Origin of the sequence: Pseudonocardia kunmingensis (assembly GCF_006716445.1) — a bacterium.
Classification (GTDB): domain Bacteria; phylum Actinomycetota; class Actinomycetes; order Mycobacteriales; family Pseudonocardiaceae; genus Pseudonocardia; species Pseudonocardia kunmingensis.
Window position 1 is genome coordinate 433,929 of record NZ_VFPA01000005.1, and the last position, 20,557, is coordinate 454,485.

Annotated in this window: 21 protein-coding genes; 13 read left to right on the top strand and 8 right to left on the bottom strand. The window is 75.9% G+C overall.

Annotated features, from left to right (window positions below; all coding sequences use genetic code 11):
- Nucleotides 1-91: 91 nt before the first annotated feature.
- The 3 genes from FB558_RS35595 to FB558_RS35605 all read right to left on the bottom strand — a co-directional run bounded on the left by FB558_RS35595 (nt 92) and on the right by FB558_RS35605 (nt 2,017).
- Entirely contained in the window at nt 92-661 is a 570-nt protein-coding gene (locus FB558_RS35595) for a hypothetical protein (RefSeq protein WP_142061329.1), read from the bottom strand.
- Nucleotides 662-689: 28 nt separating this feature from the next.
- Nucleotides 690-1,133, bottom strand: a complete 444-nt coding sequence (locus tag FB558_RS35600; RefSeq protein WP_142061331.1) for a hypothetical protein — start codon at nt 1,131-1,133, stop codon at nt 690-692.
- A 107-nt stretch (nt 1,134-1,240) separates the two neighbouring features.
- Entirely contained in the window at nt 1,241-2,017 is a 777-nt protein-coding gene (locus FB558_RS35605; protein WP_142061333.1) for a hypothetical protein, read from the bottom strand.
- Between the two features lie 420 nt (nt 2,018-2,437).
- Between FB558_RS35605 and FB558_RS35610 the strand changes: the two genes are divergently transcribed.
- Genes FB558_RS35610 through FB558_RS35620 form a run of 3 tightly spaced genes read left to right on the top strand, consistent with a single transcriptional unit; the run spans nt 2,438 to nt 6,260 of the window.
- Complete coding sequence (locus FB558_RS35610) at nt 2,438-4,810, top strand: transglycosylase domain-containing protein (RefSeq protein WP_246106997.1); 2,373 nt, start codon at nt 2,438-2,440, stop codon at nt 4,808-4,810.
- Between the two features lie 22 nt (nt 4,811-4,832).
- Nucleotides 4,833-5,072 (top strand): hypothetical protein, encoded by a 240-nt coding sequence (locus tag FB558_RS35615; protein ID WP_142061335.1) that lies wholly within the window; start codon nt 4,833-4,835, stop codon nt 5,070-5,072.
- 60 nt (nt 5,073-5,132) lie between these two features.
- Nucleotides 5,133-6,260 carry a DUF3500 domain-containing protein gene (locus FB558_RS35620; protein WP_211367062.1) on the top strand — a complete coding sequence of 376 codons (1,128 nt, stop codon included), beginning with the start codon at nt 5,133-5,135 and terminating at the stop codon, nt 6,258-6,260.
- 213 nt (nt 6,261-6,473) lie between these two features.
- On the opposite strand, the gene FB558_RS35625 is transcribed toward FB558_RS35620, so the two are convergent.
- Nucleotides 6,474-7,142 carry a nucleoside/nucleotide kinase family protein gene (locus tag FB558_RS35625; RefSeq protein WP_246106998.1) on the bottom strand — a complete coding sequence of 223 codons (669 nt, stop codon included), beginning with the start codon at nt 7,140-7,142 and terminating at the stop codon, nt 6,474-6,476.
- Nucleotides 7,143-7,212: 70 nt separating this feature from the next.
- Between FB558_RS35625 and FB558_RS35630 the strand changes: the two genes are divergently transcribed.
- From FB558_RS35630 to FB558_RS35650, 5 genes are all read left to right on the top strand, one after another.
- Nucleotides 7,213-8,034, top strand: coding sequence for a helix-turn-helix domain-containing protein (locus FB558_RS35630; protein WP_170231696.1), 822 nt, complete (start codon nt 7,213-7,215; stop codon nt 8,032-8,034).
- A gap of 56 nt (nt 8,035-8,090) precedes the next feature.
- Nucleotides 8,091-8,477: a VOC family protein gene (locus FB558_RS35635; protein ID WP_142061340.1), complete on the top strand. Its 387-nt coding sequence runs from the start codon at nt 8,091-8,093 to the stop codon at nt 8,475-8,477.
- The gene (locus FB558_RS35640) at nt 8,474-9,478 is read left to right on the top strand and encodes a methyltransferase (protein WP_142061342.1); all 1,005 of its coding nucleotides are present in this window, start codon (nt 8,474-8,476) and stop codon (nt 9,476-9,478) included. The genes FB558_RS35635 and FB558_RS35640 overlap by 4 nt, the downstream gene beginning before the upstream one ends.
- Complete coding sequence (locus tag FB558_RS35645; RefSeq protein WP_142061344.1) at nt 9,475-9,834, top strand: MmcQ/YjbR family DNA-binding protein; 360 nt, start codon at nt 9,475-9,477, stop codon at nt 9,832-9,834. The genes FB558_RS35640 and FB558_RS35645 overlap by 4 nt, the downstream gene beginning before the upstream one ends.
- Before the next feature lie 72 nt (nt 9,835-9,906).
- Nucleotides 9,907-10,668, top strand: a complete 762-nt coding sequence (locus FB558_RS35650; protein ID WP_142061346.1) for an alpha/beta fold hydrolase — start codon at nt 9,907-9,909, stop codon at nt 10,666-10,668.
- Nucleotides 10,669-10,680: 12 nt separating this feature from the next.
- Here the strand turns inward: FB558_RS35650 and FB558_RS35655 are convergent, their stop codons facing one another.
- The gene (locus tag FB558_RS35655; RefSeq protein WP_142061348.1) at nt 10,681-11,562 is read right to left on the bottom strand and encodes a dihydrodipicolinate synthase family protein; all 882 of its coding nucleotides are present in this window, start codon (nt 11,560-11,562) and stop codon (nt 10,681-10,683) included.
- A gap of 70 nt (nt 11,563-11,632) precedes the next feature.
- Here FB558_RS35655 and FB558_RS35660 point away from each other — a divergent pair, with 70 nt between their 5' ends.
- Nucleotides 11,633-12,580 carry a LysR family transcriptional regulator gene (locus FB558_RS35660; RefSeq protein WP_142061351.1) on the top strand — a complete coding sequence of 316 codons (948 nt, stop codon included), beginning with the start codon at nt 11,633-11,635 and terminating at the stop codon, nt 12,578-12,580.
- Here FB558_RS35660 and FB558_RS35665 read toward each other — a convergent pair.
- On the bottom strand, nt 12,540-12,965 hold the full coding sequence (locus FB558_RS35665; RefSeq protein WP_142061354.1) for a TIGR03668 family PPOX class F420-dependent oxidoreductase: 426 nt from the start codon (nt 12,963-12,965) through the stop codon (nt 12,540-12,542). The two genes, FB558_RS35660 and FB558_RS35665, sit on opposite strands and share 41 nt — an antisense overlap.
- Nucleotides 12,966-13,049: 84 nt before the next feature.
- Between FB558_RS35665 and FB558_RS35670 the strand changes: the two genes are divergently transcribed.
- Nucleotides 13,050-13,778, top strand: a complete 729-nt coding sequence (locus FB558_RS35670) for an MBL fold metallo-hydrolase (RefSeq protein ID WP_142061357.1) — start codon at nt 13,050-13,052, stop codon at nt 13,776-13,778.
- A 4-nt stretch (nt 13,779-13,782) separates the two neighbouring features.
- Nucleotides 13,783-14,316, top strand: coding sequence for a GNAT family N-acetyltransferase (locus tag FB558_RS35675; RefSeq protein ID WP_246106999.1), 534 nt, complete (start codon nt 13,783-13,785; stop codon nt 14,314-14,316).
- Here the strand turns inward: FB558_RS35675 and FB558_RS35680 are convergent.
- On the bottom strand, nt 14,268-15,242 hold the full coding sequence (locus FB558_RS35680; protein ID WP_211367063.1) for a mannonate dehydratase: 975 nt from the start codon (nt 15,240-15,242) through the stop codon (nt 14,268-14,270). The two genes, FB558_RS35675 and FB558_RS35680, sit on opposite strands and share 49 nt — an antisense overlap.
- A gap of 175 nt (nt 15,243-15,417) precedes the next feature.
- On the opposite strand from FB558_RS35680, the gene FB558_RS35685 reads away from it, so the two are divergent.
- Nucleotides 15,418-18,564: a DEAD/DEAH box helicase gene (locus tag FB558_RS35685; protein WP_142061363.1), complete on the top strand. Its 3,147-nt coding sequence runs from the start codon at nt 15,418-15,420 to the stop codon at nt 18,562-18,564.
- The gene (locus FB558_RS35690) at nt 18,557-19,381 is read left to right on the top strand and encodes an SWIM zinc finger family protein (protein ID WP_142061366.1); all 825 of its coding nucleotides are present in this window, start codon (nt 18,557-18,559) and stop codon (nt 19,379-19,381) included. The genes FB558_RS35685 and FB558_RS35690 overlap by 8 nt, the downstream gene beginning before the upstream one ends.
- A gap of 669 nt (nt 19,382-20,050) precedes the next feature.
- On the opposite strand, the gene FB558_RS35695 is transcribed toward FB558_RS35690, so the two are convergent.
- Nucleotides 20,051-20,482 (bottom strand): ester cyclase, encoded by a 432-nt coding sequence (locus FB558_RS35695; RefSeq protein WP_142061369.1) that lies wholly within the window; start codon nt 20,480-20,482, stop codon nt 20,051-20,053.
- Between the last annotated feature and the right edge of the window lie 75 nt (nt 20,483-20,557).

A 20,557-nucleotide genomic window follows, 5' to 3' on the forward strand; every position in this document is an offset into this window, starting at 1 on the left:
TGAGCAGGAGCAACGACGGCCCACCCGGCGGGTGGTGCCACCCCTGCGCCGACCGGCGATCGGCGACGGGGCGCCGCACGCCCGCGTGGTGTCACGGATCGCGCGACGGCGGCGGCAGGGCGGCGGGCGGTGCCGGCCGCCCCCGGAACGTCGGCCGCGCGCCGCCCGGCGCCCGCGGCGGTGCGGGCCGGGGGTGCGGGAGCGCGGGCGGCGGTCCCGCGGGGAGGATCCACGCCCCGCCGATCGGCCGCCGGCTGGTGCTCGGCCCGGCGGCGAGCGCCGCGTCGGGCACCTCCCGCAGCCGCCGCCGGGTGCGCTCGACGGCACTGCGCGGACCGTCGACGAGGACGGACAGCGCCAGCGGCCCGCCACCGGGGTCGGGCACGGCCCGCACGAGCTGGTGCCACGTGCCACCCAGGCCCACCACCAGCTCCGGCCGGGCCGAGCCGAGCAGCCCGACGGCGACCCGGACGAGCTCGGCCGCCGCGGCGGCCACGATCTCCGGGTCGCCGGAACCGCGCCCGTCCCAGCCGTCGAGCACCATCCCGCTGCCGACGTCGACGAGCGCCACGGCCCGCACCCGGGAGTCGCGCAGCAGCGGGCCGAGCACGGTCACGAGCCCGTCGGCGCGGACGGTGACGGCGTGCCGGTGACGTGCCACGGATCCCCCCGCTCCCGCGCCGCCCGGCTCAGCGGTGGCCGGTGCCGGCCGGGAAGAACGCCTGCCCGTCGGCGGGCGGGCGCGGCGCGACGACCGGGTTGCCCATGTAGAACTGCTGCTCGATCATCCGCAGGTCGCGGCGCGCCATCGCCAGGTTGGCCTGCGCCCGGTTGAGCACGAGGTAGAAGAACAGCTTCTCGTCGGGGTTGCCGCGCACCGGGCGGATCAGGTGGTACTGGGTGTCGAGGGTGATCAGGATGTCCTCGATCGTCTCGCGCAGGCCCAGCTTCTCCATGAGGTCGAGCTTGGTGCGCACGACGTCGCTGTTGCCGGGTGCGGCGACCTCGAGGTCGAACTCGGGGCTGCCGCCGCGCGACCCGAGCGTCATGCCGCTGTCGTAGTCGACGACCGCGACGGCGAAGGCACCCTTGATGTTTCCCGCCATGTCGAGCGCGAGTTCGATATTACTCATCGTGAACGCCTCCAGTGCAGTTCTGATCGGGGAGAAAAGGAGCATATCCCGGCCTTCGACGCGCCATTCGCGAGGGCCACCGGGACCGGTATTCGGCACTTCTGGACCTACGCCATCCGGCGGAGCGCGGCGAGCAGCCTGCGCAGCGTTCCGGCGTCGTTCGCCCACGTGAGGCCGCTTTCCGGGAGCTCGTCGGGTACCGCGGGTGCGGCCTCGGCCGACGCGGGCGGGGGCAGCCGTGACGGCGGTGCCTCCGCCCGCCGCGGGAGCCCCGTGGCGGAACGGCGCTGCTGGGGAACGGCGGTCCCGGGATGCGCGCCGAGCGCCCGCTCGGACACGGATCGTGACGACCCCCGCGGCCACGGCGACGGTGTCGGGCCGGTCGCGGACGCTGCGGCCCAGGGCAGAGGGGCACCCGGCAGCGCGGCGAGCGGAACGGGGCGGACGCCCGCCGGGGACGCGGTCGCCGCAGGTGAGAGGGGCTGCCCCGGCGGCAGCGCTGCGCGCGCGCCGGTCCGGCCACCGCCGGTCAGGCGCTCCCGCAGGCGCGGTGACGCGAGCTCGCGGCGCGCCGCGGCGAGGTTGCCCCGCTCGCGGTCGAGGCGGAGGTAGACCAGCAGCCGGCCGGTCCCGCCTGCGCCGACCTGCCGGACCAGGTGGTAGCTGCGGCGCGAGGAGACGACGAGGTCCTCCAGGTCGTCGCCGTCGGTCTCGGCGAGGAACCGGGCGGCCCCGCTCCCCCACGTCAGGAACCCGGCGGGAACCGGGCCGGCCACGCCACCGGATTCACCGAGCACCTCGCCGGTCGCCGGATCCGCGACGCACGAGTAGCGCGCACCAGGCAGCCCGAGCAGTTCCTGGAGCGCGTCACCGATCATCGTCAAGCGCCATTCCTTCCGAGGGTCGGAAATGCTCCCACGGGCTCCCGCCGCACTCTCGAGCCACCCTTTCGGCCCTGCCCTCCACCGGCGTCCGCCGCAATTTTCCACTGCGCTTTCCGGCCGAGCGGGAGAGCCGTTCGGCGCAGCCGGGCGCGCACCGGTTGCGGCCGGGGTGCCCGCGACGGGCGACCGGCGGCGCGCCTCGCGTGGGCGCGGCGTGAGCTGCGTGCCGCCGTCCGGTGGATCCCCGACTACCCACCGTGTCGCCGACGAGCGCGCGGGCCCGATCGAGATCACACCGGGCACAACCAACGGGTGATATCGCCTGCGCCGCCACACCGTGCGCGCCGGGGCTCCCGTTGAACCCGACGTCGTCTCCGCAGCCGTCTGCGGGGAGCGCCGCACCACGGGAGGTGGGACGCGTTGAACGGAGCCCACCCGCCGCGGCCGGAGCGGTCCAGGGGGTCCGGTGTCCGCCGCGCCGGGACGCCGGCCACGCGCTCGCGCCGGGCCGCGCGCCCGTCGGGCGTCGCGTGGTGGCAGCCGCCGCGGACGCACCGCGGCGCCGCGCAGAAGGGCCGCGGGCCCACGGGGCGCTCCCCCCGCAGCGGCGCCGAGCAGGACTCCGCCCGGCACCGGGTTCCGGACGCCACCGACGTGCTGCCGGTCGTGCTCGCCCCCGCGGGAACCGGCCGTCGGCGGCACTCGCGCCCGCCCACCGCGGCACAGCGGCGGGCCGGGCGGCTGCGGCTGCTGCGGCGCGCGCTGCTCGGCGTGGCCGCGACCGTCGTGCTGGGGCCCCTGCTCGCGTTCGCGGTCGGCTACCTGGCCTTCTCCGTGCCGAACCCGGACGAGGCCGTGAACAACCAGGTGGCGCTGGTCTCCTACGCCGACGGCAGCCCGCTCGCCCGGCTGGTGCCCGAGGAGGGCAACCGGATCAAGGTGCCGCTCGAGCAGGTGCCGCTGCACGTGCGGCACGCGGTGCTCGCGGCCGAGGACCGCACCTTCTACTCCAACCCCGGCTTCGACCTCACCGGCATCCTGCGGGCGGCCTGGAACCAGCTGCGCGGCGGCGAGGGCGGCGGCTCGACGGTCACCCAGCAGTTCGTCAAGAAGGCGCTGGTGGGCGACGAGCAGACGCTCTGGCGCAAGTACAAGGAGGTGATCCTCGCGGTCAAGATCTCCCAGGAGCGCTCGAAGGACGAGATCCTCGCCGACTACCTCAACACGATCTACCTGGGCCGGGGCGCCTACGGGGTCCAGGCGGCGGCGCAGGCCTACTTCCGCAAGGACGTCCAGGAGCTCACCCCCACCGAGGGCGCGCTGCTGGCCGGGTTGATCCAGTCACCGTCGCGGTGGGACCCGGCCGTGAGCCCCGAGCGCGCCGTCGAGCGGTGGACGTTCGTGCTCGACGGGATGCTCGCCCAGGGCTGGCTCACCCCCGCCGAGCGGGCCGGCGCGCAGTTCCCGCAGACCGCGGCCCGGCGTTCGCTCCCGGGCGGTGTCCCCACCGACAGCAGGGGGCACATCGTCACGGCCGTCACCGCGGAGCTGGAGGAGCTCGGGTTCACCGAGCAGAATATCGCGCAGGAGGGCCTGCGGATCACGACGACCGTCGACCCGCGCCGCCAGCAGCTGGCCGTCGACGCCGCGCACGCCGCGCTCGAGGGCCAGCCGGTGAACCTGCGAAGCGCGATGGTGGCGATCGACCCCGCGACCGGGGGCGTGCTCGCCTACTACGGCGGCGACAACGGGCTCGGCCTGGACTACGCGCAGGTGCGCAAGCTCGCCGGCTCGACGTTCAAGCCGTTCGTGGTCCTCGCGGGCCTCCTGGAGGAACCGCCGGTCGGGCTGGGCGAGGTGTTCGACGGCGAGGAGCTGCCGGGGCTGCGCAACGCCGCGGGTGCCGACTGCGACGAGTGCGACCTGAAGCAGGCAATGACGGTGTCCAACAACGTCGTATTCCACACGCTGGCCCGCCAGGTCGGTCCGGAGGCCGTGGCGGCGGCGGCCCGCGCCGCCGGCATCACCGCACCGCTCGACGACCCCACGGCGGGCATCGCGCTGGGCAACAAGGAGGTCTCGGCGCTCGAGCTGGCCTCGGCCTACGCGACGATCGCCGCGGGCGGAGTCTGGCGCCAGCCCCACCTCGTCGCCTCGGTGGTCACCACCGACGACCGGGTGCTCTACGACGCCGCCACCGAGGGCGAGCGCCGCTTCCCCGAGCGCGTCGCGCGCAACGTCGTCGAGGCGATGGTCGACGTCGCGGAGCACGACGACCTGACGCTGCCCGGCGGACGGCCGGTCGCGGCGAAGACCGGCACCGTGCAGTCGCGGTTCGAGGGGGAGAACAACGACGCGTGGATGTCCGGGTTCACGCCGTCGCTGGCCTCGGCCGTGTGGATGGGCACGGACATGAACTCCCCGATCCGCACCGCGCGCGGCACCCCCATCCAGGGCAGCAGCCTGCCCGGCGACGTGTGGCAGGAGTTCATGAGCGAGGCGCTGGAGGACGCGCCGCTCGAGCAGTTCCCGCCGTTCCGGCCGATCGGCGAGCCACCGTCCCCCCTGGGGCCGAACGAGGAGCCGGAGCCGGAGCAGGTCACCACGCCCCCGGCACCCGCGCCCGGTTTCCCGCCCCCCGGCGCCCCGCCGGAGGGCCCCGAGGCGACGCCCGCCCCGGAACCCCCGTTCGACGGCGACGGCCCCGGCCTCTTCGAGGACCCGGACCCGGACCGGGACCTCGACGACGAGGACGAACCCGAGGAGGACTGCTCCATCACCCCGTGCGGCTGATCGCGGCGCTACCGTGGTCGGTGTGGCGCCGCACGGTGGCGAGCGGACGTTCGAGGTGGTGGCCTGGCTCTCCGAGCGCCACCTCGTGCTCTACGTGCCCGAGATCGAGGCGGCCACCACGGCCCCGGCGATGCCCGAGGCCGAGGACGCGGCCCGCTCCCTGATCGCCGACCTCACCGGGCTCGACCCGGCGGCCGTCCGGTGCGAGATCCGGATGGGCCGGGCACGCGGCTTCGGCGGCCCGCCCGCTCCGGCCGTCTGACGCGCGCCCACGCCTCACGAGGGGAGGCCCGTGGCGGCTCGGCCCCGATAGGGTTCCCGCATGGGGCAGGTGGGGACGGAGGCGGCTCGCGAGGTCGCGGACCGGATGGCCGAGGCGGCAGGGGCGTGGCTGGAGTCGCTGGACGCGCGGCAGCGGGCGGTGGCGCACGGCGCCCCGCCCGGCGCGGACCCCGACGCCGAGGCCGAGCGCACGCGCTGGTTCTACACGCCGACCGACCACGGCGGTCTCACGCTCCACGAGCAGCGCCCGGCGCAGCAGCAGCTGCTGATGCGCCTGGTCGCGACGGGCCTGTCCGAGGCCGCGTTCACCACGGTGGCCACCGTGCTGGGCCTCGAGAACGTGCTCGACCGGGCCGAGGGGTTCCGCGCGGGCTTCGGCCGCGAGCGGGGCCGCGACCCCGGCATGTACTACCTGCGCGTCTTCGGGGAACCCGGGGGCGGCGCGCCGTGGGGCTGGCGGTTCGGCGGCCACCACGTCTCGTTGAACAACCTGGTGGTCGACGGGCGGGTCGCCGCCACCACACCCTGCTTCCTGGGCGCCAACCCCGCGTCGTCCCCGTTGCTGGGCGGCACGGCCCTGCGCCCGCTGGGCGCGTCGGAGGACCTGGCCCGCGAGCTGGTCCGGTCCCTGGACCCGGCGCTCGCCGCGCGGGCGCTGCTGCTCCCGCGCGCTCCCGCGGACATCGTCACGGGCAACCGCCCCCGCCTCGACCACGCGGGTGAACCCGTCCCGCGCGACGTGCTGTGGCGACCCGGCCCGCACACCCCCCGAGGAGCCGGCGACCCGGTCACCGAGCTCGGCGGCGACGACCACCACGCGGTCGCGGTCACCGCCGCACCGAAGGGCGTGGCGGGCGCCGAGCTCGACGCCGGCCGGCGCGAGCTGCTGCGCGCGCTGCTCACCACCTACCTCGACCGCGTGCCCGCGGGCGTCTCGCCGATGCCGCGCTACGACGACCCGGCGGCGCTGGATGCGGTGCACCTCGCCTGGGCGGGCTCCACGACCCCGGGCGAACCGCACTACTACCGCCTGCAGGGGCCCCGGTTGCTCGTCGAGTGGGACAACACCCAGAACGCGGTGAACCACGCCCACGCCGTGTGGCGCGACCCGGAGGCCGACTTCGGCCACGACGTGCTCGCCGCGCACCGGGCCGCCCACCACGCCTGACACACCGATTCCGGTGCTCGTACACCGACTGCAGTCGGTGTACGAGCGCCCGAGTCGGTGTGCGACGCCGAAGTCGGTGTGCCGCGGCCGAAGGCGGTGTGCGAGCGCAGAAGTCGGTGTGCCACGCCCCGGCACCCCGGTCGCACACCGATTCCGGTGCTCCCACACCGACTGCAGTCGGTGTGGGAACGCGCAAGTCGGTGTGCGAGTGCGTCACGCCGGGCGCAGCGACTCCAGCACCGACGGCGGCACGACGAGGTCGGCGCGCCCCCGGGTCGCCTGCACCAGCGCCGCGTTGGGCTCGTCGACTGTCGCGACCCACGCCGCGGCGGCGTCCGGCGCCTTGCCGAACTCGACGTGCCGGGCCGTGAGCCGCGCGAGCCGGACGTCCGGCTCCGGGTCGCAGAACCACACCTCGTCCAGCAGCGGGCGGACCTCGGCCCAGCGTCCGCGGGTGAGCAGCAGGTAGTTGCCCTCGGTCAGCACCAGGCGGGCGGTGCGCGGCACCGCGATCGCCCCGGCGAGCGGCTGCTCCAGGTCCCGCTCGAACATCGGCGCGTAGACGACCTCCTCCGGCTCGGCCGCCCGCAGCCGGCGCAGCAGCGCGACGTAGCCGCCCGCGTCGAACGTGTCGGGCGCGCCCTTGGCCTGCCGCAGCCCGAGCCGCTCGAGCGCCACGTCGGCGAGGTGGAAGCCGTCCATCGGGACGTGCGCGACGGCGCCGTCGGGCAGCAGGGCGCGCAGCCGCTCCAGCAGCGCCGCGGCGAGCGTCGACTTGCCCGCACCGGGACCGCCGGTGATGCCCAGCACGGCCCGCTGCGGTCCGGCGGCCAGTGCGGCGGCTCGCTCCACGAGCGCCCGGATGTCCTCGGGGAGATCCACGACGGCACAGCCTAGAGCGGGGGCGCCTCGCGGTTCGTGGACGCCGCCCCGGGGGTGCGATCCTGGTGGGGTGGACGCGCCGCAGAGCGAGTACGTCCTGGGGCGACCGCATCCCGCGCTCGCCGGGCACGTGCTGCGCTACCTGGGTTACCGCGAGCACAGCAGCACGCCGGTGCGCCGCATGCAGGCGCCCGTCGGCTCGTGCACGCTGATCCTGGGCCTCGGCCCGCCGATCCGGCTGCACGGACCGGCAGGCCCGTCGGCGCCTGCGTCGTTCCTCGCCGGGATGCACGACGGGGTGGTGCACACCGAGTACACCGGCCACCAGCACGGGCTGCAGGTCGACCTGAGCCCGCTGGGCGTGTTCGCGCTGCTGGGCCGCCCGATGCCGGAGCTCACCAACGTCGAGCCCGCGCTCACCGAGCTCGGCGAGCCGGAGCTCGCGCGGCTCCCCGCACGCCTGGCCGAGACCCCGGACTGGCCGGGCCGCTTCGCCCTGGTGGACGCGCTGCTGCTGCGCCGTCTGGGCGGGACGGCGGTCCGCCCCGACCCGGAGGTGTCGTGGGCGTGGCGGCGGCTGGTGCGGACCGGGGGCCGGGTGACCGTGCAGGAGCTGGCCGAGGGCACCGGGTGGAGCCGCAGGCACCTGCTCACGCGGTTCCGCGGGCAGGTGGGCCTCGCGCCCAAGCCGGCCGCGCGCGTGCTGCGGTTCCAGCGCGCGTCCCGGCTGCTGGTGCCGACGGCCGTCCACGACGGCACCGCGACGCCTCCCGCCCGGTCGGTCGCCGACGTCGCCGCCGCCTGCGGCTACGCCGACCACGCCCACCTCGTGCGCGAGTTCCACGCCCTCGCCGGCTGCACTCCCAGCGAGTACCTGGCCGGGTGGAGCTGAGCCCGCCTTCCCATTCGTCCAAGCCGGACCCGCACGACGGTCCTACGGTCTCGGCCATGAGCATCTACCCGACCCTGCGCTACGACGACGCCCACGCGGCGATCGCGTTCCTCACCGGCACACTCGGGTTCGCCGAGCAGCACCTCAGCACCGCCGACGACGGCAGCGTCGGGCACGCGGAGCTGAGCTTCGGCGACGGCGTCGTCATGATCGGCACCCGCGGCCCGACGCCGGACGCCTTCGACACCGGGCGCGCCGTCGTCTACCTGGCCCTGGACGACGCGGGCGCGGTCGACGCCCACCACGAGCGCGCCGTCGCCGCCGGCGCCGAGGTCGTGCAGGAGCTGGTGGACCAGCCCTACGGCTCGCGCGAGTACGCGGTGCGCGACCCCGAGGGCAACGTCTGGTCGATCGGCAGCTACCGGCCGAAGGTCACGCCGTGACCGCGGCCGAGCGGGAACGGGTGGCCGGGATGGTGTTCGGCTTCTTCCCCGCCCAGGTCGTGCAGACCCTGGCCCGGCTCGGCGTGCCGGACGCGCTCGCCGCGGGCCCGCTCGGGCTCGACGCGCTCGCCGACCGCACCGGGGCCCGGCCCGGGCCGCTCGGACGCCTCCTGCGGGCGGCCGCCGGGCTCGACCTCGTCACGGGCACCGCGGACGGGTTCGAGCTCACCGCGGGCGGTCAGCTGCTGCGCACCGGGCTCCCGGGCTCGATCGGCAACCTCGCGCAGCTGTTCTGCGGCGACGCGGTGTGGCGGGCGTGGGGCGAGCTGGAGTGGAGCGTCCGCACCGGGGAGCCGTCGTTCGAGAAGCTCACCGGCCACTCGTCGTTCGCCCACTTCGCCGCCGACCCCGCGCTGAACGCGGTCTTCACCGAGGCGATGGCCGAGGGCACGCGGCGGGCGGCGCCGGGGATCGTGGCCGCCTGCGACCTCACCGGGGTCGGCACGCTCGCCGACGTCGGCGGGGGCAACGGCACGCTGCTCGCCGCGTTCCTCGACGCGCACCCGGACCTGCGCGGGATCCTGTTCGACACGCCGTCCGGGGCGAGCGACCTGGTCGTCGGCGAGCGCTGCGAGGTCGTGACCGGCGACTTCTTCGCCGACGTGCCCGAAGCGGACGCCTACGTCGTCAAGAGCGTGATCCACGACTGGGACGACGAGCGCAGCGTCGCCATCCTCTCCCGCATCCGGGAGGCGGCGCCCGCGCACGCGGCGGTGTTCGTCGTGGAGCCGGTGCTCGTGGACGAGCCCGCGGCCCTCGGCGCGCAACGCACGCTGCTGATGAGCGACCTGAACATGCTCGTCTGCACCGGTGGGCGGGAGCGCACGGAGGCGGAGTTCGCGGCGCTGCTCGAGGCGGCCGGGCTGCGGCTCACCGCGGTCACGCCCACGGAGGCGTCGGGCTACTCGGTGCTGCGAGCGGTGCGGCGAGCGGTGCCGTGACCGCGCCGCTGGAGCGGCTGCGGGAGCTGTGCACCGCGCTGCCGGAGGTCACCGAGAAGCTCAGCCACGGCGAGCCGACGTGGTTCGTGCGCAAGAGCTTCGTGATGTTCGCCGACCACCACCACGACGACCGGCTCGCGTTCTGGTGCGCGGCACCGCCCGGCGTGCAGGAGGAGCTCGTGGCGGCCGACCCCGACCGGTTCTTCCGGCCGCCCTACGTCGGGGGGCGCGGGTGGCTCGGGGTGTACCTCGACGTGGCGGGCGTCGACTGGGACGAGATCGCGGAGATCGTCACCGACGCCTACCGGGAGGTGGCCCCGGCGCGGCTGGTGTCCCGGCTGCGCGACGGGGCGTGATTACGCTCGTCGGCGTGCTGCAGATCAGGGAGGCCGAGGAATCGGACCGGCCCCTGCGCGTGGGGTACCGGCGTGTCTGAGCTCCCGCTGCTCGACCTGCCGGGCGGGCGCGTCGAGTACGAGGACCTGCCGGGCGAACCCGGCCGCGCTCCGCTGCTGCTGCTGCACGAGGGGCTCGGCTCGGTCCGGCTGTGGCGCGGCTTCCACCACCGGCTCGCCGCGGCCACCGGACGGCGCGCCGTCGCCTTCTCCCGCCACGGGCACGGCACCTCGGACCCGCCGCGGGGGAAGCGGACCCCGCGGTACATGCACGACGAGGCCGCGGGCGTCGTGCCGGCGCTGTGCGCGGCGCTCGGTCTGGAGCGCCCCGTGCTCGTCGGGCACAGCGACGGCGGGTCGATCGCCCTGCTGCACGCCGCGGCCGCCCCGGTGCGCGGGGTCGTGGTGCTCGCGCCGCACGTGTTCGTCGAGGAGGTCGGGCTGCGCGGGATCGAGCAGGCCCGCCGCGCTTACACCGAGGGCGACCTGCGCGCCCGGATGGCCCGTCACCACCGCGATCCGGACGTCACCTTCTGGAACTGGAACGACGGCTGGCTCGACGACGCCTTCCGCGACTGGGACATCCGCCCCGAGCTGAACGGGATCACCGCCCCGGTGCTGGGGGTGCAGGGCACCGACGACCCGTACGGGACGGTCGTGCACGTCGAGGCCGTGCGGGAGCGCGCCGCCGGGCCGGTGACGCTGGAGGTGCTCGACTGCGGGCACGCCCCGCACCTGGAGCGCCCCGACGCGGTGGACGCGGCGGTCACGGCGTTCCTGCGCCCGCTGGGGTAGCCGGCCGTCCGGTCACGCGGCCCCGGCCAGGTCGAGTGCCCGGGCGACCGTGCCCGGGTGCGGCGCGAGCAGCGGCAGCCGCACCTCCGGCGAGGAGATCCGCCCCTGCGCGTGCAGCACCGCCTTGAGCACGCCCGGGTTCGGCTCGGCGAACAGGGCCGCGGCCAGTGGCGTGAGCGGGGCGGCGAGGCGGCGGCCCGCGTCGGCGTCGCCGGCGCGCCACGCCGCCGCCATCGCTACCCAGCGTCGGGTGCACAGGTGCGCCGACGCCAGCACCCCGCCCGCGGCGCCGAGGGCCAGCAGTGGCGCCGCCACGACGTCGTCCCCGGCGAGCACGGCGAACCCCGGCGGCGGGTCGGCGAGCAGCGCCGCGGTGTCGGCGTCCAGGGCCTGCACGGCGTGCTTCACGCCGACGACGCCGGGCAGCGCGGCCAGCTCCCGCAGCGCCGCGACGCCGAGCGGGCGTCCGCTGCGGTGCGGCACGTGGTAGACGACCAGCGGCACCGGGCTGTGCGCCGCCAGCTCGGCGAGGTGGCGCACCACGCCCGCCTCGGTGGGCCGCACGAACGCCGGCACGGGCACGAGCGCCGCGGCCACCTCGGGTCGGGCCGCGAGCTCGGCCAGCGCCGCGACGCTGCGGCGGGTGGCGCTGGTACCGGCACCCACGACGAGGCTCGCGCCGGTGTCCCGGCACACCGCGGCGCAGACGTCGAGCACGGTGCGGCGCTCGGCGTCCTCGAGGGCGGTGGGCTCGCCGGTGGTGCCCAGCGCCACCAGGCCCGCCGCGCCCTCGGCGAGCACGTCGCGGGCCAGCCGGTCCAGCGCGGCACCGTCCACCGCCCCGGCGGGCGTGAACGGCGTGATCAGGGGGACGTGCACACCGGCGAGATCCATGCGCCGAGACTGCGACCCGACGACCGTCAGGTCCAGTTCACGTTCCTGGCGCTGAGCCTAAGCTGAGCTGATGCTCGACGTCCGCCGCCTGCGCCTGCTGCGCGAGCTCTCCCACCGGGGGACGATCGCCGCCGTCGCCGAGGCGCTCGCCTACACGCCCTCCGCCGTCTCCCAGCAGCTCAGCGCGCTGGAACGGGAGGCCGGGACGGCGCTGCTCACCCGCGGAGGGCGCCGGGTGACCCTGACCCCGGCCGCGCTCACGCTCGTCGCCCACTCCGAATCCGTGCTCGCACAGCTGGAACGCGCCGAGGCCGACCTCGCCGCCTGCCGCGGCGGCCCGGCCGGGCCGCTGCGGATCGGCACGTTCCCCTCGGCCGCCCGCACCGTCGTCCCCGCGGCGCTCGCCGCGCTCGCCGCGGCGCACCCGGACCTCGAACCCCGGCTGCACGAGCTCGACCCGGCCGCCGTCGCCGCGGCACTGCGGGCCGGGGAGGTCGACGTCGCCCTCGTGCACGACTACGACTTCGTGCCCGCGCCGCCGGATCCGGGCGTCGGGACGACCCCCCTGTTCGACGAGGCGATGTTCCTCGCGGCCCCGCACGCGCTCGCCCCGCAGCCGGACGAGCCGGACCCGCTGCGCCGCTGGCACGCGGCGCCGTGGATCGTCGCGCCGCCGGCCACCCGCTGCGGTGCGATGGCGGTCCGGGCGTGCGAGGCCGCCGGGTTCTCGCCGCGGGTGCGGCACGTCGTGGACGACTTCCCGGCGGTACTGGCGCTCGTCGGGATCGGCGGCGGCGTCGCGCTGGTCCCGGAGCTCGGCGTCGCCACCGCGGACGCGGCGGTCGCGCTCACGCCCGTGCCGATGCACCGCCGCACCCTGGCCGCCTTCCGCGCCGGCGCGGGCGCCGACCCGGCGATCGCCGCGTTCGTCGACGCGGTGCGGGCGGCCGCCCCGCGCGGCACGACGCGGCGCCCCGTCACCGGGTCGCCGCCCACCCCGCCCACCGGTTCGGCGTGATCACCAGCACCGCGCCGGCCGGCGGTGCCGCGGCGTAGGGCGGGTACTTCGCGACCAGCGCGGCCAGTGCCCGCTCCCGCAGCGGGCCGTCGCGGTGGACCGCCGCGGTGCCGTCCACCCGCACCCACCACAGGGCCGACCAGTCGTCGGCGTAGTGGTCGGCCACGAGCCCGACCCGGGGATCGCGCTCCACGTCGGTCAGCCGCGCGAGCCGCGTCGTGGTCTTCGGCTTCACCTCGTCGACCGCGGAGCAGATCAGCCCCTCGACCAGCGCGAACGTGATGGGCACGAGCCGGGGCGTCCCGTCGGCGCGCAGGGTGGCGAGCCGGGCGGCCGGGGCGGCGGCGAGCCGGGAGCGCTGGGCGGCGGGGTCGAGGGCGGGCACGCCGGGCAGTGTCCCCCTGAGCCGGTGTCCCCGCTGCGCAGTGACCCTCCTCCGGCCGGCCGGACCTGGTTACGCTGCGGGCGCATGGCCCCTCCCCCCGCCGTGGCGATCGCCCCCGGCGTCTTCCGCATCCCCACCGTCGGTTCCGCGGCGACGAACTCCTTCGCCCTGCTCGACGACGACGGCTCGGTCACGCTGGTCGACACCGGCGTGCGGAGCGCGCCGCCCAAGATCGTCGCAGGGTTGGCGGCCCTCGGGAAGCACCCCTCCGACGTGCAGCGGATCGTGCTCACCCACGCCCACCCCGACCACGCGGGCGGCGCGGCGGACATGGCGGCCCGCACCGGCGCCCCGGTCGCCGTGCACGAGGGCGACGCCGGGTTCGCCGAGGCGGGCACCTCACCGCCGAACGACACCTCCACCGCCACCGGGCGGCTGTTCGCGCGGCTGCCCGGGGGCGGCTTCCCGCCGGTGCCGGTGGGCGAGCGGCTCACCGACGGGCAGGTGCTCGACGTCGCGGGCGGGCTGCGGGTGGTGGCCACCCCCGGTCACTCCCCCGGCCACGTCTCGCTGCTGCACGAGCCCTCCCGCACGCTGATCACCGGGGACGCGATCTTCAACGTGCTCGGCGTGCGCTACTCGCCCCGCATGCTGTGCTCGGACTTCCGGCTGTGCCGCCGCACCGCGCACGTCCTCGGGGAGCTGGAGTACGAGCGCGCCGGCTTCACCCACGGACCCGAGATCGTCGACGGCGCGCGCGAGAGCGTGCGGCGCTTCCTCGCCAAGGCCGTCACCCGGCACACTCCCGAGTAGTCCCGTGCGCGAGCCGGAGATCGAGACGGCGGCGCCGGGGTCGCCTGCGGGCGCGGCGGTCCTGCGCGCCTACATGACCGACATCGTCGGCCGGTACCAGGGACGGCAGGCCACGACCGACGAGGTCGACGCCGCGCTGCGGGACCACCCGCCCGTCGGTCTGGCGCCGCCGGAGGGCGTGTTCCTCCTCGCCCGCGACGGCGACGACGTCGTCGGGTGCGCGGGCATGCAGGTGCTGCCCGGCGGCGTCGGCGAGGTCAGGCGCGTCTTCGTCGAACCCCGCGCGCGCGGCCGTGGGATCGGCACCCGCCTGTTGCGCGAGCTCGAACGCCACGCTGCGGTCCGCGGCGTCACGCGGCTGCGGCTCGACACCCGCCACGACCTGGTGGAGGCCCGCGCGCTGTACGCGCGGCTCGGCTACGCGGAGGTGGCGCCCTTCAACGTGGGCCCCTACGCCGAGCACTGGTTCGCGAAGGAGCTGCCGTCCGGTCAGGAGCTCGCGGGTGCCGACGTGCCCTCGAGCAGCCCGCGGATGTAGCCCACGGCGTAGAGGCGGCCCAGCACGCCGTACCCGGCCTGCGCGCCGACCTCGCCGTGCAGCGTGGGCACGTGGTCGGAGCGCATGACGCCCTCGAAGCCGATGCCGCGGTAGGCCTCGATGCACGCGCGCATGTCCGTGGGGCCGGCGTCGTGCCAGGTCTCGACGAAGGAGTCGACCGTGCCCTCCACGTCCCGGAAGTGCACGAAGTGGATGCGCCCGTCGGCGCCGATCTCCCGGATGGTGGCGGGCACGTCGTCGGCCATGAGCCGGAAGTTGCCCTGGCAGAACGTGACGCCGTTCATCGGGCTGTCGGAGGTTGCCAGCAGCCGGCGGAACCCGGCGACGCTCGACATGATCCGCCCGATCCCGCCCAGCGGCGAGATCGGCGGGTCGTCGGGGTGCATGGCCAGCCGCACGCCCGCCTCCTCGGCGACCGGCAGCACGCGGGCCAGGAAGTACTCGAGGTTCTCCCAGAGCTGCTCCTCCGAGATCCCGCCCAGCGCGGGCGGCGGGCCGGCCTCGAACACCTTCCGGTCGAAGCCGGTGACGGTCGAGCCGCCGCGCGCCGGGACCGCGGTGCTCGTGCGCACCCAGTTGCGGTCGGTCATCCACTCGTAGCACCAGACCGGGATGCCGAGCCTGCCCATGTTGCGCAGGAGCGTGCAGACGGTCTCGATCTCCTCGTCGCGGCCGGGCAGCCCGCGCTTGGCGAGGTTGAACGGCGGCCGCCACTCGATCACGCCGAGGTCGAAGCCGTTGCGCTCGTAGAGGTCCTTCGTGCGGACCATGGGCAGCCAGTCCCACGGCGCGTCCTCACCGGGCTTCGGTCGCGGGTCGCCGGGCAGCGTGCCCACCGCGTCGGTGACGCCGGCCTGCCGCATCAGCGGCCAGAGGCTCCCGTCGGCCCGGTCGGCCGGCAACATCTCCGCGATCCTCATCGATCCCCCCAAGCGTTCCGCTGAGCAGAACAGGTTCCCGCACCACCGAACAGCCCGACGGTACCGCGCTCCCAGGTGTCCGGTCCGCGAGGCCGACCGTTCGTACCGGCGGATCCGGTCGTCACGCGGGGGTGTCGGGGCGCCTCCGTAGCCTTGTCCCGTGCTCGCCGTCCACGCGCTCTGGTCCCCCGGCCGCGGGGTGCTGCTGTGGGCGGAGGACGGTGAGCGGCCCGCCACGTCGTCGGTGCGCTCGCTGCGCACCGCGCGGCCGCACCCGTTCGCGGCGCCGGCCTCCGTGCTCGCCGCGTTGCACCCGGGCAAGGCCACCACCGCCACGCTGCTGCTGCCCTCGCGGCCCGGCGGTCCGCTCGCCTCGCCCGAGCTGGTGCGCAGCGCGCGTCGCGGGGCCGCCCCGCGCGGCGGCCCGGTGCTGCGGGCGTGGACGGTGCCCGCGCTCGCCGTCGACGTCGCCGAGCTGGACGACCTCGCCGACGAGGCGCGCTACGGCTCCTCGGTGGCGCACCTGCGCGCGGTCGCGGCACTGGCCGCCGACCTGGCCTCGCGCGGCCGGGTGCTGCCCACGCTGGCGCGCACCGGGTCGCACGCGGTGGCCCGGTGGCGCCCGGTCGTGCAGGGCCTCGACGTCGTCACCCTCGACGCGCTGGTCGAGGCGCTCCCCCCGGTCGGTCGCGCCGAGGCGGGCGGCCCGGCCCGCGGGCCGCAACGCGGGGCCGACGCCGGAGAGCTCGTCCTCGACGCGCTGGCCGCCCTCACCGACGCCGCCGTGCGCGACCGCCTGGCCCGCGCGCCCGAGCCGGTCACCGTGCTGCCGCCGCGGTCGGGCCGCGCGCCGCGGCGGCTGCCCGCCGCCGAGGCGTGGCTGGCCGCCCTGCTCACGCCCGACGGCCGCGTCGGGGGTGAACGGGGCGTGCCCCCCGCCGAGCTCTCCGCCCTCGCCGACGCCGTCGCGGCGTGGGACGCGTTCGGCGCCACCACCGCCGGCGAGGGCCGGGCCTGCTTCCGACTCTCGGAGATCAGCACCCTGCACGACCCGGCCGACCCCGGCGCCGACCCGCTGGACCAGACCGGCGACGGCACCCGCTGGGTGCTGGAGTTCCTGCTGCAGTCCACGGCGGACCCGAGCCTGCTCGTCGGGGCCGAGCAGGTGTGGTCGGGCGGCGCCGAGCGCCTGTTCGCCGATCCGCAGGAGCTGCTGCTCGCCGAGCTGGGCCGCGCCGCCCGGGTGCACCCGGCGCTCGGCCGGGCGCTGCGGCAGGCCCGCCCCGACCGGCTCGACCTCACCGTCGACGACGCCCACGACTTCCTCACCACCCGCGCGCCGCTGCTCGTCGAGGCCGGGTTCGGGGTCCTGCTTCCCAGCGGCTGGGACGGCGCGCGCCGCGTCGGGCTCACGTTGAGCGCCCGCAGCACCCCGGCCGAGCGCGTGCTCACCCGCAGCGGGCTGGGCCGCGAGCAGCTGGCGGAGTTCCGGTGGTCGATCGCCGTCGGCGACGACGAGCTGTCCGAGGAGGAGATCAGCGACCTCGTCGCCACCAAGGCACCGCTGGTGCGGCTGCGCGGGCGGTGGGTCAGCGTCGACGCCGAGCGGCTGCGCAAGGGCCTGGAGTTCCTGCGCCGGGCCCGCCGCCGCCGCGACGCCGGTGCGCCCACGGCGGCCGAGGTGCTCGCGCTGGCACAGCGCCACCCCGACGACCGGGGCCTCGACGACGCGGGCGAGGAGCTCCCGCTCCCCGTCACCGCGGTCCGGGCCGACGGCTGGATCGGCGCGCTGCTGGACGGTTCCGCGGAGCGCACGATCACGCCGGTCGCACCGCCACCCGGGTTCCGGGCGCAGCTGCGCCCCTACCAGGAGCGTGGGGTCGCGTGGCTGGCGTTCCTGTCCGAGCTGGGGCTCGGCGCGTGCCTCGCCGACGACATGGGGCTGGGCAAGACCGTGCAGATGCTGGCGCTGGAGGCGCACGAGCGGGCGCAGGACGAGCGGGGCCCCACCTTGCTCGTGTGCCCGATGTCGCTGGTCGGCACCTGGCAGCGGGAGGCGGCGCGGTTCGCCCCCGACTTGGCGGTGCTCGCCCACCACGGGTCCGCCCGGCTGCACGGGGAGGCGCTGGCGGCCGCGGTGGCGGAGGCCGACCTCGTGGTCACCACCTACGCCACCGCCGCCCGCGACGGCGACGAGCTGGCCGCCGTCGCGTGGCGGCGGCTCGTGCTCGACGAGGCGCAGGCGGTGAAGAACAGCAGGGCGTCGCACGCGCGGGCCGTGCGCCGCTTCGACGCCGAGCACCGCGTGGCGCTCACCGGCACCCCGGTGGAGAACCGGCTCTCCGAGCTGTGGTCGATCATGGATGTGCTCAACCCCGGGCTGCTCGGCACCGCCGACAGCTTCCGCCACCGCTACGCCATCCCGGTGGAGCGCCACGGCGACACCGAGGCCGCCGGCATGCTGCGCCGGGTCACCCGGCCCTACCTGCTGCGCCGGGTGAAGACCGATCCCACGATCATCGACGACCTGCCCGACAAGATCGAGGTCACCCAGCACTACCGGCTCACGCGCGAGCAGGCCTCGCTCTACCGCACCGTCGTCGACGACATGCTGGAGAAGATCGAGGACTCCGAGGGCATCGAGCGCCGCGGCAACGTCCTCGCGGCGATGGCGAAGCTCAAGCAGGTCTGCAACCACCCCGCCCAGCTGCTGCACGACGGCTCCCCCGTCGGACGGCGCTCCGGCAAGATCATTCGTCTCGAGGAGATCCTCGCCGAGATCCTCGACGAGGGCGACCGCGTGCTCTGCTTCACGCAGTTCACCGAGTTCGGCCACCTGCTGGTGCCGCACCTGTCGGCGCGCTTCGACACCGACGTCGCGTTCCTGCACGGCGGCACCCCGAAGACGCGCCGCGACGAGATGGTCACCCGGTTCCAGGCGGGCGAGGGCCCGCCGATCATGCTGCTCTCGCTGAAGGCGGGCGGCACCGGTCTCACGCTCACCGCCGCCAACCACGTGATCCACCTCGACCGCTGGTGGAACCCGGCCGTCGAGAACCAGGCCACCGACCGCGCGTTCCGCATCGGGCAGCGGCGCAACGTGCAGGTCCGCAAGTTCGTGTGCCCCGGCACCGTCGAGGAGCGGATCGACGAACTGATCACCAAGAAGAAGGCGCTGTCGTCCTTGGTCGTGGGCGACGGCGAGGGCTGGCTCACGGAGCTCTCCACCGAGTCGCTGCGGGAGCTGTTCACGCTCGGCGCCGACGCCCAGGAGGAGCCCGAGCAGGAGGTGGCCGACGATGCCTGATCCGGACCCCTTCTGGTGGCGCGACGCCGAGCCGTCCCGGCCGCGCAAGGTCGAGGGCGGGATCCAGATCAACAGCAGCCGGGGCCCCGTGGCGCGCACGTGGTGGTCGCAGCGCTTCCTCGGCGTGCTCGAGTCGCTGGGCATGGGCGGGCGCCTGTCCCGGGGCCGCACCTACGCGCGGGCCGGGCAGATCGTCGCGCTCGACATCGACACCGGGGGCGCGCTCGCCACCGTGCAGGGTTCGCGACCGGCGCCCTACCAGGTGCGGGTCGGCGTGCCGGCGTTCGGCAAGGCCGAGTGGGGCGCGGTCGCGCAGGCGCTCGCCGACGACGCCTCGTACGCCGCGGCGCTGCTCGCCGGCGAGATGCCCCGCGACATCGAGCGGGTCTTCGAGGCCGTCGGGCTCTCGCTGTTCCCGGCGGAGAGCCGGGACCTCGCGATGGACTGCAGCTGCCCCGACTACGCGGTGCCGTGCAAGCACCTCGCCGCGGTGTTCTACGTGCTCGCGGAGCGGTTCGACGCCGACCCGTTCCAGATCCTCGCGCTGCGCGGGCGCGACCGGGAGGCGCTGCTGGCGGAGGTCCGCGCCCGGCGCGCCGCGGCCGAGGAGGAGGCGCCGGCGTCGGGCGGCGCGCTCGCCGACGTCATGGACCGGTACTGGAGTGCGGGCGGCGCCCTCGACGAGCAGCTCACCGGCCCCCGTACCCCGCCGGACGCACTGCTCGACCAGGTGCCGCCGTTCCCGATCGCCGTGCGCGGCGAGCAGGTCACGGAGCTGCTGCGCCCGGCCTACCGCGCCCTCGGCTCCGCGGAGTAGGCCGCCCGCGCTACCCGACCCGGCCCGCGCTACCCGACCCGGCCCGCGCTACCCATCGACCGGTAGCGCCGGCAGAAACGGGCCGCGCCGGAACGGGCAGTGATCGAAGTGAGCGGTACGCCACGGTCGCGGCGAGCGCCGTGGTGTGCTGCTCGGATCGATCTCGGACGGTTGAGCGTTGCGAGCCGTACGTCAATGTGGTGGCGGCAGCCGCGTGGTGCGTCTCGGACCGATCCCGCATGGTTGATCGTTGCGAGCGGCACGTGAGCGCGGGCGCGGCAGCCGTGATGCTCGCACCGATCAAGGCGAGTGGGACGGGGACGGCGGTCGGCGGCCACCACCGCTCGCGCGGCCTGCAGCACACGCCGCGGGGAGATCACCGGGTGCGGTCCTCAGGCCGCAGGAGCGCTGCTTCTTCACCGCGGTCGACGATCACGACTGCGTGCCGTCCTGGAGATCACCCGGTGCGGTGGCGGAGCCGCACGGGTGCGGCCGCACGGGTGCGGCCGTGCCACCGCAGACAGCGATCACCGCATCCCCTGAAGCCCGGCTCCGGCGTCGGTGCGCCGGTCACACAATCTCGCACCCCGCGGGATGTCGCCCTGGCACGGAACTGGCGATCGACACACGGTCGGCCGGGTGCACCGGTGGACGTTCGTGGCCACCGCATCAGTTCGGCACGAGACCGAGCTGGCGCAGCAGGCCCAGGTCGTCGAGCCGGCCCCAGCGCTCGACGATCTTGTCGTCCTCGATCCGGAAGATGTTGATCCCGGAGAGCGTGAGCGTCCGACCCGAGGCCGGCACGCCCATCAACTCGGCGCCCGTGTGGGTGCCGCCGGCGCGGAACAGCTCGACCACGATGTCGCCCTCGGCGACGAGCATGCCGAGATCGCTGTGCCAGTCCGGCAGCGCCTGCCGGAACAGCGCACCCGCCCGCCGCATGCCCTCCACCGCAGTGGGCGCGTCGGGGACCGGCGGGTCGTGGTCGACGTAGTCCGGGTGCAGGTAGCGGTCGACGGCGTCGAGGTCGCCCTTGGTGAAGAGCTCCTGGATGAAGGCGTCGACGAGGTTCTTGTTGCGGGCTTCCTGGTCGGTACTCATGCCGGAAGCGTGCGGCGCCGCGGCCGGGTGGACCATCCCAGCAATGTGGGGTTCCGCCGTCGCGCACGCGGGCGG